This is a genomic window from Pseudomonas sp. LAMO17WK12:I10, assembly GCF_900215185.1.
GTDB lineage: Bacteria > Pseudomonadota > Gammaproteobacteria > Pseudomonadales > Pseudomonadaceae > Aquipseudomonas > Aquipseudomonas chlororaphis.
In genome coordinates, this window is sequence record NZ_OBDX01000004.1 from 302,846 (window position 1) to 320,997 (window position 18,152).

An 18,152-nucleotide genomic window follows, 5' to 3' on the forward strand; every position below is an offset into this window, starting at 1 on the left:
ACGAGGCAGCCAATACCAATGCGAGCCTGGACGGCGGATTTATTCGGCGAGTTTGGCGAGGATTTTGTAGATCACGGTGCCGAGGATCAGCAGCATACCGGCCCACATGCTGAAGATACCGGCGTTCTTGTCGCGGAAGTTGTAGCCGATGGCCAACAGGATCATTCCCGAGAGAATGGGAATGAGCATGGCGTGGAACGAAGACATCGAGATCATGGCGACAGCCTTGTCGGAAGGGGATAGTCCTAAGTCTAGGTGGCTTTGGCGAGGTTCGGGTTGATGTGCATCAGAAATGCTTCGGCACCCTTGTCGCCACTGCCGCAGGCTGCGATCACCTGTAAAAACAGGCGCAGGATCTTGAGATCGCTGAAGCCCTTCGGGCTTTTCGCAGCCTGCGGCAGCGGCTACACGGGGCTTACGGCAGATCGCGGCTGGCGTAGAACGCGCTCAAGACCTTCACCAGGTGAGCCAGGTCGTGGCTGCCGCACAGTTCGCGGATCGAGTGCATGGCGAAAGTCGGCAGGCCGATATCCACGGTGCGCACGCCCAGGTGGCTGGCGGTGATCGGGCCGATGGTCGAGCCACAACCCATGTCGCTGCGCACCACGAAACTTTGCACCGGCACTTCCTCGGCCATGCACAGGTGGCGGAAGAAACCGGCGGTTTCGCTGTTGGTGGCGTAGCGCTGGTTGCTGTTGACCTTGATCACCGGGCCGGCGTTGAGTTTCGGGCCGTGGTTGGCATCGTGCTTGTCGGCGTAGTTGGGGTGCACGCCGTGGGCGTTGTCGGCCGAGACCAGCAGCGACTTCTGGATGGTACGCACGAATTCGTCGCCTTCGGGCAGCAGGCGGCGCAGGGTCTGCTCGAGCATCGGGCCGTCGGCGCCGCAGGCCGAGCAGGAGCCGACTTCTTCGTGGTCGTTGCAGACCAGCACGCAGGTTTCCTCGGTGTCGGCGTTGAGCAGGGCTTGCAGGCCGGCGTAGCAGGACAGCAGGTTGTCCAGGCGCGCACCGGCGATGAAGTCGCCGTGCAGGCCGATTACCGCCGCGCTTTGGGTGTCGTAGAAGCTCAGCTCGTAATCGAGCACCACATCGGCGTTCAGGCCGTGTTCGCGGGCCAGCTGGTCGGTCAGCACCGCGCGGAAATCGACCCGCTCGTCGCCGGCGAATTGCGCGAGGATCGGCGGCAACTCGGTCTGGGCATTGATGGCCCAGCCCTGGTTGGCCTCGCGATTGAGGTGAATCGCCAGGTTGGGGATGATCGCGATGGGCGCCTTGAAGTCGATCAGCTGGCTTTCAACCCTGCCGTCGCGGCGGAAGGTGACGCGGCCGGCCAGCGACAGGTCGCGGTCGAACCAGGGCGCCAGCAGGGCGCCGCCGTAGACTTCCACGCCCAGTTGCCAGAAGCCCTGGCGTTGCAGCTCCGGTTGCGGCTTGACCCGCAGGCACGGGCTGTCGGTGTGCGCGCCGACCATGCGGATCCCGCCTTGCAGAGGCGAATGCCGCCCCAGCTTGACGGCCACGATGGAGGAGTCATTGCGGGTGACGTAGTAGCGACCGTTGGCTTCGGTGGTCCACGGCTCGCGCTCGTCGAGACGCTGGTAGCCCGCGGCCTCCAGGCGTTGTACGAGGCTGGCGGTTGCATGGAAAGGGGTAGGGGAGGCCTTGAGGAAGTCGATCAGGCCCTGGTTCAACTCTTCGCGCATAAGTAACTCCAGACAGCAGTGGCGCGAGTTTACCGTATCGGCTCGCGGCATTGCAGGCGCAATGCCGTTGAGGGAGACAACATTCATCGCGGCAGGGAAAACGGCTCAACCGGTGATCAGGTTGCCTTTGAGGAATACTTCGCGGCGTTGCTTGCGACCCACATATTCATGCTTGCTGGCCTGGTAAACCTCATTGAATTTCTCTGCGCAAATGCCTGGCAGTTGATCGAGGTATTCCTCCACCAGCGCATCGTACTGCGCTTCGGTGATCAGTTTGTAGACTTCGCGGCGATAGAAGAAACCCAACTGAAAACCCAGGGTTTCGCTGGCATGGGGCGTGATGGTCGCGAAGCAGTTCTCGAAGTCGATGGCCTTGAGCGGAGCCTGGGGGCTGATCATGATGTTGCCGGCCCAGAAATCCATGTGGGTGATGTTCTTTTGCGCGAGGGAGTGCAGCAGGCCGAATGCATCGCGGATAAAAGGCTCGATCTTGTCCGGGTTGTTGCGCAACCACTGTACGCCGTCGACGTAATCATCCAGCAGGCGGGTAAGGATGAAGTATTCCTGTACCAGCCCCAGGCGATCCCGGGTATAGCCGAATCCTTCAAGGTCGGACATCTGTACGCCGCGTCGCTGGGCTTCGACGGTGTTGATCAGCTCTTCCAGTGGCCAGTCGAAGCGACCGTTGCGCTGGGGCTTGCCCAGGGTGACGCGAACTTTCGCCTTGAGCGTATCCAGGGGCTGCACCTTGGCGAACAGCGGTGTCTGGCCGGTCGCCAAGGGGGCGCTGGCGCGGGTCTGTTTGTGTGCGTGACGTTGGCGGATGAGTTGTTCGAGGGCTGTGCAGGCGTCTGCCGAAGGTTTTTCGCGAAGGTGCAGGGTGGTATTCAGAAAGCAGAAGGTGAAAGGGTAATCGCGTTGAAATGGCTGACTGCTGAGCACGAGGGCTTCCTGCCTTAATGTCGAATAGCCACTATTTTAATATTTTTTTCACAAATTCATAACAAATTATTCAGATTAATCTTCAATTTTGATCGGATTTTTCCTGTATGCCCCTCAATCGAGGGGCGTCCCGCTGGGGTAGCCGCTCTCGATCAGAACGGTGCCGGGCACTCGAAGCGCAGGCGTTCGCCGCTCTGCGGATGGGTGAAGCTGAGCATGCTGGCGTGCAGGCACAGGCGTGGCCAGGCGGCCAGCGCTTGCGGATGCGCGTACAGGCCGTCGCCCAGCAGTGGGTGGCCGATGGACAGCATATGCACCCGCAGCTGGTGCGAGCGCCCGGTGATCGGGGTCAGCTCGACGCGGCACCAGTCGCCGCAGCGTTCCAGCACTCGCCAGAAGGTCAGGGCGTTCTTGCCGAATTCGTGGTCCACCACGTGCCGCGGTTTGGTCGGCGGGTCGTAGCGCAGTGGCAGGTCGATACTGCCGCTGTCCAGTTCTGGCTGGCCCCAGCACAGGGCGGTGTAGGCTTTTTCGGTCTCGCGGTCGTGAAATTGCCGGGACAGTTCGCGATGGGTATCGGGGTCGCGGGCCAGTAGGATGATGCCGGATGTTTCCCAGTCCAGGCGATGGACGATGCGGGCTTCCGGGTAGCCGTTTTCCTGCAGGCGGGTGATCAGGCAATCCTTGTTGTCATCGGCCCGGCCGGGCACGGAGAGCAGCAGGGTGGGCTTGTCCACCACCAGGACGGCGGCGTCCTGGTGAATGATGCGGATATTCGACAGCGGCATTAAAACAGCCTCGTAACAAACGCCAACGGCGGCTCGATCGACCCGGCTTCTACAGGAGCGCGTGTGCTCCTGTAGAAAAACCGAGGGACCGAGCCGCCGTGGCTCCAGCCGAATCGATCAGCGATCAGGCAGGGTGATATTGAGTTCCAGGATCGAGCAGCTGCCCTGGTTTTCCAGGGCGACATGCACGTCATCGGACCCGATATTGACGTACTTGCGGATGACTTCCACCAGTTCCTTCTGCAAGGCAGGCAAGTAATCAGGGGTAGTGCGCTGGCCGCGTTCATGCGCCACGATGATCTGTAGACGCTCTTTCGCTACCGACGCGGTGCTTACTTTCTTGCTGGCACGAAAGAAGTCAAAAAGATTCATTACCTACCTCCAAACAGGCGCTCGAAGAATCCCTTCTTCTCAACATCAAGGAACCGGTGTTCCACGGTTTTACCCAGCAGACGGTCGACAGCATCGCTGTACGCCTGGCCGGCGTCGCTCTGGTCATCGAGAATCACCGGAACGCCTTGGTTGGAAGCCTTGAGTACTGCCTGGGATTCTGGAATCACGCCCAGCAGCGTTACTGCGAGAATCTCTTTGACGTCTTCGACGCCAAGCATTTCGCCGTTGCTGACACGCGAAGGGTTGTAGCGGGTCAGCAGCAGGTGTTCCTTGATCGGGTCTTCGCCGTTCTCCGCGCGCTTGGACTTGCTGGCCAGCAGGCCCAGCATGCGGTCGGAGTCACGTACCGAGGAAACTTCCGGGTTGGTCACGACAATCGCTTCGTCGGCGAAGTACATGGCCAGGTGAGCACCTTTCTCGATACCGGCCGGGGAGTCGCAGACCACGAATTCGAAGGTCTCCTTGAGCTCCATCAGCACTTTTTCCACGCCTTCCTGGGTCAGCGCGTCTTTGTCGCGGGTCTGACTGGCGGCCAGTACGTAGAGGTTTTCCAGGCGCTTGTCTTTGATCAGGGCTTGCTGCAGGTTGGCTTCGCCGTTGACCACGTTGACGAAGTCATACACCACGCGACGTTCGCAACCCATGATCAGGTCGAGGTTACGCAAGCCGACGTCGAAGTCGACGATGACTGTTTTGTGGCCGCGCAGAGCGAGGCCGGTACCGATAGCGGCGCTGGTGGTGGTCTTACCCACACCACCCTTGCCGGATGTAACCACGAGAATCTTGGCCAAGGTGTTTCACCCCTAAGGAAAAAGGACTTTTAGCCCCTGAAAAACATCTCTTGAAAACTACTGCAGTCGGACAGCCTTGGCTGGAGGTCGGTAAACACCTGCTCCTACTTCGTTTGAGCCGTATTCGCTACGTTTTAGAGATGCTTGGAAAATGCGGCAGTATCCGTTAAAGACGTGTGATGTTCAACACGTCACCCGACAGGCTGACCTGGACCCCGGCACCCCACAACGGATCGCGCCGCAGGTCCTCGGAAACCTTGTACTGGCCGGCGATGGACACCAGTTCAGCGCTCAATTGCTGACAGAAAATCCGTGCCTTGGTATCTCCCTTGACCCCGGCCAGCGCTCGACCGCGCATCGGGCCGTATACATGGATGTTGCCATCGGCCAGAAGTTCCGCACCCGGGCTGACCGAGGAGGTCACGACCAGATCGCCACCCTGGGCATAGATCTGCTGCCCGCCGCGTACTGGCGAAGTGATGATACGGGTGGGTTTGATGGTCGGCTCAGGCGGCTTTTCAGGCTTTTTCCGGGCTTCGCTTTCCTGCGGTTCCAGCGGCCGCTCCCGGGCGCCGGAAGGCGGCAGCACGGGCAGGTCGACGGCGATCGCCGCGGCGATGTCTTCGATGCGGCTGGCGCGGATTGCCAGGGTGCGCAGGCCATGGTGACGGCAGACGCGCATCAGGCCGGGCAGATCGACGGCGCCTTCGCTGGCCGGCAGCTTGTCCAGCGCCAGCACCAGCGGGGCGTTACTGAAGAAATTCGGGGCTTGCGCGACCTTCGCCGCCAGTTGGCGATCGAGGCCCTCGAGGTCGTTGCGGGCCAGTTCCAGCACGGTGATGGCCAGCATGCTGCCCTTCAACTGGAACACAGGATCCAGGTCTTGCGATTCGGTTTGGCTCATGGTCGGCATAAAGCGGCTTGTCACTAAAAGTGCCGAGACTTATAACGAGAACGCCCGCAGGCCGCAAGCCGGGTCGAACCGATGTAGAATGCGCGACCTTGTTGTCTGTCCGGAATCTGTAATGGATCGCCCGCGTTTTCGAGCTGCATTTCTTTATCCCCGTTTTTGGCCGCTGTGGCTGGGTCTGGGCCTGCTATGGCTGGTGGTCCAGCTGCCTTATCCGTTGCTGCTGTGGATCGGTCGTGCCCTGGGCGCGCTGATGTACCGGGTGGCCGGTGAGCGCCGGCGGATCGCCAAGCGCAACCTGGAACTGTGTTTCCCCGAAAAGTCCGCCGCCGAGCGCAAGCGCCTGCTCAAGGAAAACTTCGCCTCCACCGGCATCGCCTTTTTCGAAATGGCCATGAGCTGGTGGTGGTCCAAGCCCCGCCTGGCGCGCCTGGCCCATGTCGAAGGCCTGGAGCATCTCAAGCAGGCGCAGCTGGAAGGCAAGGGCGTGATCCTCATGGCCCTGCACTTCACCACTCTGGAAGTCGGCGCGGCGTTGCTGGGCCAGCAGCACACCATCGACGGCATGTACCGCGAGCACAAGAACCCGCTGTTCGATTTCATCCAGCGTCGTGGCCGCGAGCGGCACAATCTGGATTCCCTGGCGGTGGAGCGTGAAGACGTGCGCGGCATGCTCAAGCTGCTGCGCGCCGGGCGGGCCATCTGGTACGCACCGGACCAGGATTACGGCGCCAAGCAGAGCGTATTCGTGCCGCTGTTCGGCATCCAGGCGGCGACGGTCACCGCCACCAGCAAGTTCGCCCGGCTGGGCAAGGCCCTGGTGGTGCCTTTCACTCAGCAGCGGCTGGCCGATGGCAGTGGTTATCGGCTGGTGATTCACCCGCCGTTGCAGGATTTCCCGGGTGAGACCGAAGAGGCCGATTGCCTGCGTATCAACCAGTGGATCGAGGGTGTGCTGCGCGAGTGTCCGGAGCAGTATCTGTGGGCGCACCGGCGCTTCAAGAGCCGCCCGCCAGGCGAGCCGAAGCTGTATAAGAAGCGCGGTTGAACTTATCGCGCTAGATTGAAAGCCCTTTCAGCGTCATGGAGTGTAGCGATGAGCCCAGCGGAACCGGTCACAGGATTGATTCTTTCCGGCGGCGGGGCTCGTGCGGCATATCAGGTAGGAGTACTGGCGGCGATTGCCGAGTTGCTGCCGGCGGGGGCGAGCAATCCCTTCCCGGTGATAGTCGGGACCTCGGCCGGGGCGATCAATGCGGTCAGCCTGGCCAGCGGCGCGCTGGATTTCACCGCGGCCATCGAGCGTCTCACGGCGTTCTGGCAGGGCTTTCGCAGCCATCAGGTGATCCGCAGCGACTGGCCCGGGGTGATCCGCCAGGCTACCCGGTTCGTCGGCCACAGCCTGCTCGGCCTGGGCGCGCCGGTCCCGGTGGCGCTGCTCAACAGCGCGCCGCTGCGGCAGTTGTTGAACGATAAGCTGCAGCTGTCCGGTATTCGTCATGCCATTGCGCAAAAGCATCTGCAGGCGGTGGCGGTCACGGCCTTCGGTTATGAATCGGGCCAGGCGGTGACCTTCTACCAGGGCGGCGGCACCATCGAGGCCTGGTTGCGCCATCGACGTATCGGCCTGCCCACCGAACTCACGGTCGAGCACTTGCTGGCCAGCTCGGCGATTCCACTGCTGTTCGCGCCGGTGAAAATCGACCAGGAGTTTTTCGGCGACGGCGCGGTGCGGCAATCGGCGCCCATCAGCCCGGCGTTGCACCTGGGCGCCAGCCGGGTGCTGGTGGTCGGGGTCAGCGGCAACCCCCGTGGCATCGATCCGCAGGCGCCCCAGCAACGCAGCTACACCGGGCAGCAGCCGACGCTGGCGCAGATCGGTGGCCACATGCTCAACAGTACGTTCATTGACAGCCTGGAGAGCGACATCGAGCTCTTGCAGCGACTCAACCAGTTCAGTCATCTGCTGCCGTCGGGCACGCCCGTCCGCACCCTGGGCGTGGCGCCGGTGGAGGTGCTGGTGATCGCACCCAGCCAGCCGATCGACGAGATCGCCGCGCGTCACCGGCATGAGCTGCCGGCGGCATTGCGCCTGTTCCTGCGCGGGCCGGGGGCGACCAAGACCAGCGGTGCCGGGGTCTTGAGTTACCTGCTGTTCGAGGCGGGATATTGCAGCGAGTTGATCGAGCTGGGGCGCAGCGATGCCTTGGCCAAGCGCGACGAGCTGCGGCGGTTCCTGGGGTTGGCGGCAGAAGTCGCGACCGTCTAAATGCATCGAGGGTAAGCCTGCCCTCACAGAAAACTTGCCTCTGTGTGGGAGCGAGCTTGCCCTCGATAGCGGTTTTGAGCCTGCGTGGCTCAAGCCGTCAGTTTGTCGTCGCGAAAATCCCGCAATGCCTGCTCGATCTCTTCCCGGGTGTTCATCACGAACGGTCCGTACTGCACGATCGGCTCGCCCAACGGCTTGCCGGCGATCAACAGCACACGGGCGCCGTCGGCACTGCTCAACTGAATCTCGCCCTGGTCGGACAGGCGCACCAGCTTGCTGCTGGCGACCGGTTGCGGATGTCCGGGCAGGTCGATCTGACCTTCATAGACGTACAGCAGGGCCCGATGCCCTTCAGGCAGGCGCGGGCTGATGCTGGCGCCCGCAGGCAGGCGCAGGTCGAAGTAGTGGGGCTCGGTGTCCGGCCGTTCGACGGCGCCGGTCTGCTGCGCCTGGCCGTCATCGAAGCGGCCGGCGATCACCACCACTTCCACGCCATTGGCGGTGGTCAGGCGGGGGATGTCCTGGGGTTGAATGTCCCGGTAGCCGGCCTTGTCGAGCTTGTGCTTGCCCGGCAGGTTCAGCCATAGCTGGAAGCCGCGCATCACGCCTTCTTCCTGTTCCGGCATCTCGCTGTGGATGATGCCCTTGGCGGCGGTCATCCATTGCACGCCACCGCCTTCCAGCAGGCCGACGTTGCCCAGGTGATCCTCGTGGCGCATGCGGCCTTCGAGCATGTAGGTGACGGTTTCGAAGCCACGATGGGGATGGGGCGGGAAACCTGCGATGTAGTCGTCGGGGTTTTCCGAGCCGAATTCATCGAGCATCAGGAACGGGTCGAAGCGCTCGACACCCTGGCCACCGAAGACCCGGGTCAGTCTGACGCCGGCGCCGTCCGAAGCGGGCTGGCCGGTATGGACACTGAGTACTGTGCGAAATTGAGTCATAGATGCAACTCCTGATCAGGTTGGAATGAGCGACATGCTATGCCAGCTCAACTGATCGATGGTTGCGAATATCGGCACGTTGCTATCGATTTATTCGATGTAATCCGTTCCCGCGGCCAGCACGGGAACGGCGCTCACTGCATCAGAAGTGGTACTTGAGCAGCAGGCTGGCGGTGTTCTGGTCGGTGTCGAAGTAGGGGGTGTCCTTGACCCCGTACTTGTTCTTCCAGTAGTCATATTCGATACCGACATACAGCTGTTTGTCGCCCAGTTTCAGCGCCTTGCCCAGGTCGTACTTGATCTGCGGGTTGATGTGCAGGTTGGCGTGGTACTCGCCTTTGGCATTCTTGTCGTTGTCCACCACCCAGTCGATGAAACCGTCGATGAGGATGTCAGAACTGCCCACGGGAATGGTGTAGGACCAGACCGGAGTGATCTGCCAGACATTGTCGCCGGCACGGCTGCCTTCGGTCTGGCGGTTGTAGAAGTTCAACTGGAAGTAATCGAACCCGGGGATCGCCAGGTCGAAGCCCGGACCGATCAGGTAGGACTCGTTATCACCTTCGCCGAACTCGTAAGTCATGGCCAGCAATACATCCTTGATCGGGCCGAACTCCAACTTCTGATCAAAGATCTTGCCGAACGAAAGACGCGGGCTGAACTCGCCGTAATAAGTGTTCGGGCCGACGTTGCCGTCTTTTTTACCGTTGTAGAAGATCTTGTCGATAAACAGGAAGTTGTCGCCGTACTTCCAGGCATCGGCATGTTCGAACGTAACGGTCTGCTGGATCTCTGGATTGATCGCGAAGTCTTTGCCGTAGAGGTAAGTCAGGCTGTTGTTCTGCCATTGCAGCAGGTCGCCGGCGGTGGCCTGGGCCCCTGCCAGCAAGGATCCGGCAAGCATCAGGCCTTTACAGATGCGGTTCATTCGGTTGCTCCCAAAAAGTAAGTGGTTCCACGTTTTTCTTTAAAAGCCGGTGCTCTGGTGTGGCACCTTTTAGTGGCTGAAAAATCATCCGATCGGTCAGCTTTGTTGCTGATAGCAAGAGCTGAGCCAAGGCGAAAAAAAAGCGCAAAAACTCCCGCGCGCCTGTACGAATACAGTCGATCGAGAGTGAATTCGGTTTTAACTCGGTACGCCTTGGTACTTCCCAGAGGCCGGGATAAGTTGGCTTTCCGGTCAGGTTTTAAATCCGGCCTTTTTTTTTCACCGGATTCAGGCGGCCGCGGAGAATACTGACTCCCACGGCCTTGCTCAAGTGCTCTGCAATAGCGCACTTGAAACAACTTTGGGGCACGTTTGCCGGTCATTCTAGAAATGCACCTTCACCAGCAGGCTGGCGGTGTTCTGATTGGTGTCCAGGTTGGCGCTGTTCTGAATGCCGTATTTGTCTTTCCAGTAGCTGTATTCGAGACCGACATACAGCTGCTTTTCGCCCAGGCGCAGGGCCTTGCCCAGGTCGTATTTGATCTGCGGGTTGATATGCAGGTTGGCGTGGTAGGTACCGCGGTCGTTCCGGTCGTTGTCCACCACCCAGTCCAGGTAGCCGTCGATCAACAGGTTCGAACGGCCCAACGGAATGCTGTAGGACCAGGAGGGAGTGATCTGCCAGACACCGTCGCCGGGGCGCGGGCCTTCGGTCTGGCGGCGGTAGAAGTTCAGGGTGAAATAGTTGAAGCCCGCAACGGCCAGGTCGAAACCGGGGCCGATCAGATAGGCCTCGCTGTCGCCTTCGCCATATTCGTAGGTCATGGCCAGCAACACATCCTTGACCGGGCCGAAGGCGAATGAGCGGTCGAGGATCTTGCCGAACGACAGCCTGGGGCTGAACTCGCCGTAAAAGGCGTGGGGACCTTTGTTACGGTCTTCCTCGCCGTTGTAGAAAATCTTGTCGACGAACAGGAAGGTGTCGCCGTATTTCCAACGGTCGGCGTGTTCGAAGGTCACCGTCTGCTGGATCGACGGGTTGATCGCGAAGTTCTTGCCATACAGGTACGTCAGGCTGTTGGTCTGCCACAGCAGTAGGTCGCCGGCCATGACCTGGGTCGTGGCCAGCAGTGCGCCGCCGAGCAGCAGGCGTGCGTGTGCATGTCTCATCGTGTTGCTCCCTGTTTGTTTTTATTGTCAAGGCGCAGGCAGCCGCCGACTGCGACCGGGCGCGGTGCCGGGTCTGCCTGTCGTGCGTGTATTTCGGGTATCGACGGTCAAGCAGGGGCGGCTATCGGGCCGCCCCGTCCAGGCTTCAATGCTGGTGGACGTGTCGGGCGTTGCTGGCGGCCCGTTCGGTGCCGCCCAGGATGTTGAACAGCAGGTTCAGGGCCAGCGCACTGAGGGTGGCCATGGCGATTCCGCTGTGGGTGATCGGGCTCATCCACAAGGGCAGGTGGGCGAAGAACTCCGGGCGGACCACCGGAATCAGGCCCATGCCGATGCTCACCGCCACCAGCAGTTGATTGCGCCGGTCGGCGATATCGGTCTCCTGGAGGATCTTGATCCCGGTCGCCGCCACCATGCCGAACATGGCGATAGCCGCGCCACCCAGTACCGCCGGGGGAATCGAGGCCACCAGGAAAGCCGCCTTGGGCAGCAGGCTCAGCACGATCAGCAGGCCGCCGGCGACTATGGTCACCGAGCGGCAACGCACGCCGGTCATCTGCACCAGGCCGATGTTCTGGGCGAACGAAGAGTGGGTGAAGGTGTTGAGGAAACCGGCGAAAAACGAGGCGCCGGCATCACACAGCAGGCCGCGGCGGAGCATGCGCGGGGTGACTTCCTGGCCGGTGATTTTCCCCAGGGCGAGGAACATCCCGGTGGACTCGACGAAGATGATCACCACCACCAGGCACATCGAAAGGATCGGCGCCAGATGGAACTGCGGCATGCCGAAATGCAGCGGAGTGACCACCTGCACCCAGGGTGCCTGGGCCATGCCACTGAGGTCGACCATGCCGATCAGACCGCAGAGCACGTAGCCCAGGCCCATGCCGATCAGCACGGAAATGTTCACCCAGAAACCGCGCATGAACCGATGCACCAGCAGGATTGTGCCCAGCACCAGCGCGGCGATGGTCAGGTAGATGGGGGAACCGAATTCGGCATTGTGGCTACCGCCGCCCGCCCAGTTCACCGCGACCGGGAACAACGACAGGCCGATGGAGGTGATGACGGTGCCGGTGACCAGGGGCGGAAAGAAGCGCACCACCTTGGACATGAAGGGCGCGATGAGCATGCCGAAGAAACCGGCGGCGATGGTCGCGCCAAAGATCCCCTGCAGGCCGATGCCCGGCATGCCGGCCATGGCCACCATGCTGCCCACCGCGGCGAAGCTGGCGCCCATCATCACCGGCATGCGGATGCCCATGGGGCCGATGCCGAGGGATTGCACGAGGGTGGCGATGCCAGCGACCAGCAGGTCGGCATTGATCAGGAAGGCGATTTCTTCACGACTCAGACCCGCGGCCTGTCCGATGATCAGCGGCACCGCGATGGCGCCTCCGTACATCAACAGAACATGTTGCAACCCGACCAGAATCAGTTGCAAAAGAGGCAGTCGCGCAATGGCGGGTGCGTCGGGGATGCGCGGTTCGTTTAACGCGGACATGCAACACCTCGGATCTTCTTATTCTTGTGATTAGAAAGCTGTGTGGTTGCGAACAGCTTTTTTGCAGCAGGCCAACCGCGTGGCGGTTGATCGCGGGCAAGCTCGCGCCTACAGGTATTGCATGAGCTGTAGGGGCGAGCGGGCGGCGATCCGACTTGCCCGCGATAGCGGTCGTCGGGCATCGCGGTACTAGTTGGTGCGTGCCCCCTGGTTGATCCAGGCACCGATCAGGTCACGTTCCTGCTGGGTCATCTGGGTGATGTTGCCCAGCGGCATGATCTGGCTGGCGACTGCCTGGGCCTGGATGCGTGGGGCCTGGAGCTTGATCTGCTCCGGGGTGTCGAACATCACGCCGGCCGGCGCGGCACTGAACAGCGGGCTGGTGGGCTTGGCCGAGTGGCAGACGGTGCAACGCTCCTGGATCACGTTGTGCACCTTGTCGAAGGTCGGGCCCAAGGCCGCCGTGGACGCTTGTGCCGGGGCCACTTCGGGAGTTGCCGGAGCTGCCGGAGCCGCGGCGGTTTCAGGCTTGGCGCCGCCGCCAATGGCGGTTTCCGGCAGTGGCTGGTACTCGATCTTCGCCGGCGCCTTGGCCACTTCCGGGCTGTTGGCCATTTGCGCGGGGCCGGTGACATAGGCCAGGCAGATCATGCCCAGGGCGGCGACCGGCAGGGTCCAGGCGAACTTGTGGCTGTCGTGGCGGGTGTTGAAGTAGTGACGCACCAGCACTGCCAGCACCGCGATCCCGGCCAGGATCAACCAGTTGTACTGGCTGCCGTAGGTGCTCGGAAAGTGGTTGCTGATCATGATGAACAGCACGGGCAGGGTGAAGTAGTTGTTATGGCGCGAACGCAACAGGCCTTTGGCCGGCAGGGTCGGGTCCGGCGTGCGGTTTTCCGCGATGGCGGCCACCAGCGCGCGCTGGGCCGGCATGATGATGCGGAACACGTTGCCGACCATGATGGTGCCGATGATGGCGCCGACGTGCAGGTAGGCGCCGCGACCGCTGAACACCTTGCTGAAGCCATAGGCCGCGGCGATCAACAGCACGAACAGGATGAAGCCGAGCAGGGCGGGTTTCTTGCCCAGGGGCGAGTCGCAGAGGAAGTCGTAGACGAACCAGCCGGCGATCAGCGAACCGATGCCGATGGCCACGCCTTCAGGGCCGGTCAGGCCGCTGCCGGGCGCTACCAGGTAGAGCATCGGGTTGTAGTAGAACACCAGGCACAGCAGGGCGATCCCCGACATCCAGGTGAAGTAGGCTTCCCACTTGAACCAGTGCAGGTTCTCCGGCATGGACGGTGGGGCCAGCTTGTATTTTTCCAGGTGATAGATGCCGCCACCGTGGATCGCCCAGAGGTCGCCCGACAGGCCGTCCTTGGGGTTGACGCGATTGAGGTTGTTTTCCAGCCAGACGAAGTAGAACGACGCGCCGATCCAGGCCACGCCAGTGATCATGTGAACCCAACGCACGCTCAGGTTGAGCCATTCCAACAGATGTGCTTCCACAGTCTTTACCTCTCGCCTGTCACCCTTGTTGTCGAGTGATCAGACCTTCTCTTATTGGTGGGGGGCGAGGATCAAACACTCATCCTCTTCAAAGAAATGCTCATCGCAGTTATTGCCTGTGCCACTGCGATCAACCACCAGGAAGTCATCCCGCTTTTCGATCGTCAGCACCGGGTGGTGCCAGACGCCGCGATGGTAATTAATGCCCTGCCTGCCATTGCTGACAAAGGCGCGGACCAAGCCCGATACAGGTGCATCGCCAAGTGGCGCGACCACGATCAGAAAGGGATTGCCGAGCAGCGGAATGAAAGCCTGGCTGCCCAGCGGATGGCGCTCCAGCATGCGGACGGTCAAGGGCATGTCCAGCGCGTCGGCGCGGAAGATGCTGATGATCGCCTTGTCGTCCGGCGTGGCGGTTTCCACGGTAGCCAGACGATGGAAGCGCATGGTCGAACCGTTGTTGATCATGAAGTGATCGCTGCCGTCGGTTTCGATCACGTCACCGAAGGGGGCGAAGGCTTCTTTGCTCAGCGGTTCGATCATCAATGTGCGCATGCTGTTCTTCTTAATCTGTGAGTTCGTTGTTGTCGGTGAATCATCTTTCCCACAGGAGCGAGCAGCCTCGCTCCTGTGGGCGCAGCATTACTTCGACTTCGCGACCTTGCCGAGGATCCGCAGGCGGCTGACGCCACCGTCCGGGAACACGTTCAGGCGGATATGGGTGATCGGGCCCAGGGCCTTGATCTGCTCGGCGAAGGTGTGTTCGGCGTGCATTTCCAGCTTCTGGCTCGGCAGCAGTTCACGCCAGAACAGCGACTGGGTTTCGATCTGGCTGTCGGTACCGCCCTTGACGAAGGCGCCCTGGATCGAGCAGCTGTCCGGGTAGTTGCCCTTGAAGTGCAGGGTGTCGACGATGATTTTCTCGATCTCGCCCGGATGGCCCAGGGCGACGATCACCCAGTCATTGCCCGGGGTACGGCGGCGTGCGGTTTCCCAGCCATCGCCCATGTTGATGCCGCGGCCCGGGTTGAGGATGTTGCTCATGCGGCCGAAGTGTTCGTCGGAGCAGGCCAGGGCGCGGCCGCCGTTGAGGGCGGCTGCCAGGTCGATCTGCTCGTTGTCGCCGACCGCCGACCAGTCGCGGTACGGAATGCCATGCACGCGCAGACGGGCCACGCCGCCATCCGGGTAGATGTTGAAGCGCAGGTGGCTGAACGCCTGGTCGTTGCTGATCTCGTGGTAGTGGTGGCTGTTGCCTTGCAGCTCGACGGCCGACAGCACTTCCACCCACTGGGTGTTTTCATTCGGTTCGCCTTGGGCCAGGAAGCAGGCTTCCAGGGAGGCCGATGGCGGGAAGTTGCCGGTGAAGAATGAGGTGTCGATGTCCACGCCTTTGATCTGGCCAGGCACGCCCAGGCGGATCACCGCGCTGTCGTAGCCTTCGAAGCGCTTGCGGCGCGACTCCCAGCCGTCCATCCACTTGCCGTTGTCATCGAAAACGCCCTCCTTCCATACGGCCGGGGTCGGCTGGAACAGACGGTTGGCGTCAGCGAACCAGTCATCGGTCACCGAGATGATCTTGGTGCCCAGGCGGGCGTCGGCCAGGTTGACGAACTTCTCGAAAGGTACGGCGTAAGCTTTCATTCTTCTTGTCTGCCTTTTTATAGAGTGGCTTGGGATGCTTGCTGGCCCTGTGTGCTTTGCACTTTGCACAGGGGCTGCTCGCTAAAGAGTCAGTAATCGGAACAGGGCGATCTTGTTGATCTCCGCCAGTGCGCACCTGAATTCGGTGTCCACCGAGTTGTGGATGCGTGCTTCGAACGCCGCGAGGATCTGATGCCGGTTGCTGCCTTTTACCGCCATGATGAAGGGAAACTTGAACTTGGCCTTGTAGGCGTCGTTCAGCTCGGTGAAGCGCTGGAACTCTTCGGCCGTGCATTGGTGAATACCCGCGCCAGACTGTTCTTCAGTGCTGGCCGCGGTCAGTTGCCCCTGGACGGCGGCTTTGCCGGCCAGGTCCGGGTGAGCGTTGATCAGGGCCAGCTGGCTCTGGTAGTCGGCGCTCAACAGGATATCGCTCATGCGCTGGTGCAGGACGTCGATCCGGTCGATCGAGGCATCCTGGCCCAGGTCGAAGGCCTTTTCGGCGACCCATGGCGAATGTTCGTAGATGTCGGCGAAGGCTTTGACGAAGGCGTCGCGGCTCAGGGTCGAGGGTTTCAGGGTTTGGAAGGTGCTCATTTCGCCGCCCCCGGGAACGGATGGGTTTGCTGCCAGTGGCGGGCGATGTCCACTCGGCGGGTGAACCACACCTGATCGTGACCTTTAACGTACTCGATAAAACGCTTCAGGGCGGCCAGGCGCGCCGGGCGGCCGATCAGGCGGCAGTGCAGGCCGATGGACAGCATCTTCGGCGCCTCGGCGCCTTCGGCGTACAGCACGTCGAAGGCATCCTTGAGGTACTGGTAGAAGTCGTCGCCCTTGTTGAAGCCCTGGACCTGGGTGAAGCGCATGTCGTTGGTGTCCAGGGTATAGGGGATCACCAGGTGCGCCTTGCCGGTCGGGTTGTTGGCTTCCCAGTAGGGCAGGTCGTCGTCGTAGGTGTCGCAATCGTAGAGGAAACCGCCTTCTTCCATCACCAGGCGCCGGGTGTTCGGGCCGGTGCGGCCGGTGTACCAGCCCAGCGGGCGCTCACCGGTGATTTCGGTGAGGATGCGGATCGCTTCGAGCATGTGCTCGCGTTCCTGGGCTTCGTCCATGTACTGATAGTCGATCCAGCGGTAGCCGTGGCTGCAGATCTCGTGGCCGGCCTCGACCATGGCGCGGATCACGTCCGGATGGCGCTGGGCGGCCATGGCGACGGCGAAGATGGTCAACGGAATATCGAATTCCTTGAACAGCTTGAGGATCCGCCAGACGCCGGCACGGCTGCCATACTCGTAGAGCGATTCCATGCTCATGTTGCGTTCGCCCTGCAGGGGCTGGGCGGCGACCATTTCCGAAAGGAAGGCTTCCGACTCCTTGTCGCCGTGCAGGATATTGCGCTCGCCGCCTTCTTCGTAATTGAGCACGAACGACAGGGCGATGCGGGCATTGCCCGGCCAGTGAGGGTGAGGAGGGTTGGAGCCGTAACCGATCAGGTCGCGTGGGTAGTCAGCGCTCACTGCAGTCTTCCTTCTTATCGTGATAACGGTGGCGTGGCGGGGCCTGGGGGGAAGGACAGGCTGACGTCACAGCGATGGGCTGATTGTATACAACTTTTCATTCGGTTTGTAAGCCCGATTTTTTGCATTTTTCATCGATTGTGTTCATGCCTGGGTACTGCAAGAAACCTGCCTGGTTGGTCAGCTAATGGATGAAAAGTCTTCTGTCCTCATGGTGTAGCCGCTAATCAAGGGAATACGGGGGCTTGCTCGAAGTACCCGGAAATGGGTGATTTTTATTGTGTACAATTTTTTTTAAAAGTGTCTTAATAAATTCCTCGCCGCATCCTTTCGTGCTCCGAAACGGTGCGGTCTCCTTATCAACTGACTTCAGGAGGCGCGAGGTCTGGACGTGTGAACGCGCACAGACACGCAGAATCAATGGGACGTTTGACTACACACGTGTTGGATGCCGCGCATGGCTGCCCAGGCAGCGCCATCAAGGTCGAGTTGTACCGGGTCGAAGGTACGCGGCTGGAACTGGTCGCCAGTGCCCTGACCAACAGCGACGGCCGTTGCGATGCGCCGCTGCTGCAAGGCGATGACTACCGCACCGGGGTTTACCAGCTGCAATTCCATGCCGGTGATTACTACCGTGCCCGCGGCGTACAACTGCCCGAACCTGCGTTTCTCGATGTGGTGGTGCTGCGCTTTGGCATCTCGGCCGAGCAGGAGCATTACCACGTACCGCTGCTGATTTCGCCCTACAGCTATTCGACCTACAGAGGAAGCTAGGACTTTCCCCCCACGAAGCCTGCGCAAATAGCTTCTTTGGTCTTTCGCCCGCTCACACTGCGGGCTTTTTTTCGCCCGTCGAAAATGGGGGCATCGCGAGCAAGCTCGCTTGTATGTCTTAAGGTGGGCCTGTCGGGGTGGAGGGACTTAACTCGCTTCTGCAAGCCAGACGGTAGGAGAATTCCCCCACTCTCGCGTTCATCACAAGCGCCGATAAGGAATCCATCGGCTTGAGTAGCCCCTCAAGACCGACCATATCTACAAGCCTGCGCCAAACGCGAGTCCCCGACAGGTCGTTTTATCTTGTCCGCGGGAGCGTCTCATGACAATACAAACACCCATCGTTGGCATCGATGTCGCC

General features: G+C 61.1%; 19 protein-coding genes. 3 read left to right on the forward strand and 16 right to left on the reverse strand.

The features are described 5' to 3' along the window. Positions 1-39 precede the first annotated feature (39 nt). The 7 genes from CRO75_RS32975 to minC form a co-directional block, all read right to left on the reverse strand. Positions 40-216 (reverse strand): hypothetical protein, encoded by a 177-nt coding sequence (locus CRO75_RS32975; RefSeq protein ID WP_007927853.1) that lies wholly within the window; start codon positions 214-216, stop codon positions 40-42. 199 nt (positions 217-415) lie between these two features. Beyond that, positions 416-1,705, reverse strand: coding sequence for a M18 family aminopeptidase (locus tag CRO75_RS07540; protein ID WP_009045068.1), 1,290 nt, complete (start codon positions 1,703-1,705; stop codon positions 416-418). 105 nt (positions 1,706-1,810) lie between these two features. Then, complete coding sequence (locus CRO75_RS07545) at positions 1,811-2,647, reverse strand: hypothetical protein (protein WP_097134888.1); 837 nt, start codon at positions 2,645-2,647, stop codon at positions 1,811-1,813. 152 nt (positions 2,648-2,799) lie between these two features. Further along, entirely contained in the window at positions 2,800-3,435 is a 636-nt protein-coding gene (locus CRO75_RS07550) for an RluA family pseudouridine synthase (protein WP_007928667.1), read from the reverse strand. A 117-nt stretch (positions 3,436-3,552) separates the two neighbouring features. Further along, a complete protein-coding gene (gene minE / locus CRO75_RS07555) occupies positions 3,553-3,807 on the reverse strand; it encodes a cell division topological specificity factor MinE (protein ID WP_007928666.1) in 255 nt (84 codons plus the stop codon). Further along, a complete protein-coding gene (minD, locus tag CRO75_RS07560) occupies positions 3,807-4,619 on the reverse strand; it encodes a septum site-determining protein MinD (protein ID WP_007928664.1) in 813 nt (270 codons plus the stop codon). Before minD ends, minE begins: the two co-directional genes overlap by 1 nt. A 166-nt stretch (positions 4,620-4,785) precedes the next feature. Further along, the gene (gene minC, locus CRO75_RS07565) at positions 4,786-5,523 is read right to left on the reverse strand and encodes a septum site-determining protein MinC (protein WP_085532517.1); all 738 of its coding nucleotides are present in this window, start codon (positions 5,521-5,523) and stop codon (positions 4,786-4,788) included. A 121-nt stretch (positions 5,524-5,644) separates the two neighbouring features. On the opposite strand from minC, the gene CRO75_RS07570 reads away from it, so the two are divergent. After that, complete coding sequence (locus CRO75_RS07570) at positions 5,645-6,577, forward strand: lipid A biosynthesis lauroyl acyltransferase (RefSeq protein WP_097134889.1); 933 nt, start codon at positions 5,645-5,647, stop codon at positions 6,575-6,577. Between the two features lie 48 nt (positions 6,578-6,625). Next, positions 6,626-7,798 carry a patatin-like phospholipase family protein gene (locus CRO75_RS07575; RefSeq protein ID WP_085531843.1) on the forward strand — a complete coding sequence of 391 codons (1,173 nt, stop codon included), beginning with the start codon at positions 6,626-6,628 and terminating at the stop codon, positions 7,796-7,798. 89 nt (positions 7,799-7,887) lie between these two features. Here CRO75_RS07575 and CRO75_RS07580 read toward each other — a convergent pair whose 3' ends face one another. The 9 genes from CRO75_RS07580 to puuE all read right to left on the reverse strand — a co-directional run bounded on the left by CRO75_RS07580 (position 7,888) and on the right by puuE (position 17,017). Further along, a complete protein-coding gene (locus CRO75_RS07580; RefSeq protein ID WP_085531841.1) occupies positions 7,888-8,742 on the reverse strand; it encodes a pirin family protein in 855 nt (284 codons plus the stop codon). Positions 8,743-8,884: 142 nt separating this feature from the next. Then, positions 8,885-9,670, reverse strand: a complete 786-nt coding sequence (locus tag CRO75_RS07585) for an outer membrane protein OmpK (RefSeq protein WP_085531839.1) — start codon at positions 9,668-9,670, stop codon at positions 8,885-8,887. 384 nt (positions 9,671-10,054) lie between these two features. After that, positions 10,055-10,840: an outer membrane protein OmpK gene (locus CRO75_RS07590; protein ID WP_085531837.1), complete on the reverse strand. Its 786-nt coding sequence runs from the start codon at positions 10,838-10,840 to the stop codon at positions 10,055-10,057. A 145-nt stretch (positions 10,841-10,985) separates the two neighbouring features. Then, positions 10,986-12,344 (reverse strand): nucleobase:cation symporter-2 family protein, encoded by a 1,359-nt coding sequence (locus CRO75_RS07595; RefSeq protein ID WP_062825014.1) that lies wholly within the window; start codon positions 12,342-12,344, stop codon positions 10,986-10,988. Positions 12,345-12,533: 189 nt separating this feature from the next. Next, positions 12,534-13,853, reverse strand: a complete 1,320-nt coding sequence (locus CRO75_RS07600; RefSeq protein ID WP_097134890.1) for a urate hydroxylase PuuD — start codon at positions 13,851-13,853, stop codon at positions 12,534-12,536. A 51-nt stretch (positions 13,854-13,904) separates the two neighbouring features. Beyond that, positions 13,905-14,408, reverse strand: coding sequence for an ureidoglycolate lyase (locus CRO75_RS07605; RefSeq protein ID WP_007921785.1), 504 nt, complete (start codon positions 14,406-14,408; stop codon positions 13,905-13,907). Positions 14,409-14,495: 87 nt separating this feature from the next. Further along, the gene (alc, locus tag CRO75_RS07610; RefSeq protein WP_097134891.1) at positions 14,496-15,497 is read right to left on the reverse strand and encodes an allantoicase; all 1,002 of its coding nucleotides are present in this window, start codon (positions 15,495-15,497) and stop codon (positions 14,496-14,498) included. An 81-nt stretch (positions 15,498-15,578) separates the two neighbouring features. Continuing rightward, the gene (gene uraD, locus CRO75_RS07615) at positions 15,579-16,094 is read right to left on the reverse strand and encodes a 2-oxo-4-hydroxy-4-carboxy-5-ureidoimidazoline decarboxylase (RefSeq protein WP_097134892.1); all 516 of its coding nucleotides are present in this window, start codon (positions 16,092-16,094) and stop codon (positions 15,579-15,581) included. Continuing rightward, complete coding sequence (gene puuE, locus CRO75_RS07620) at positions 16,091-17,017, reverse strand: allantoinase PuuE (protein ID WP_007921782.1); 927 nt, start codon at positions 17,015-17,017, stop codon at positions 16,091-16,093. The genes uraD and puuE overlap by 4 nt, the downstream gene beginning before the upstream one ends. A gap of 420 nt (positions 17,018-17,437) precedes the next feature. Between puuE and uraH the strand changes: the two genes are divergently transcribed. After that, positions 17,438-17,791: a hydroxyisourate hydrolase gene (uraH, locus tag CRO75_RS07625; RefSeq protein WP_097134893.1), complete on the forward strand. Its 354-nt coding sequence runs from the start codon at positions 17,438-17,440 to the stop codon at positions 17,789-17,791. Positions 17,792-18,152: the final 361 nt, after the last annotated feature.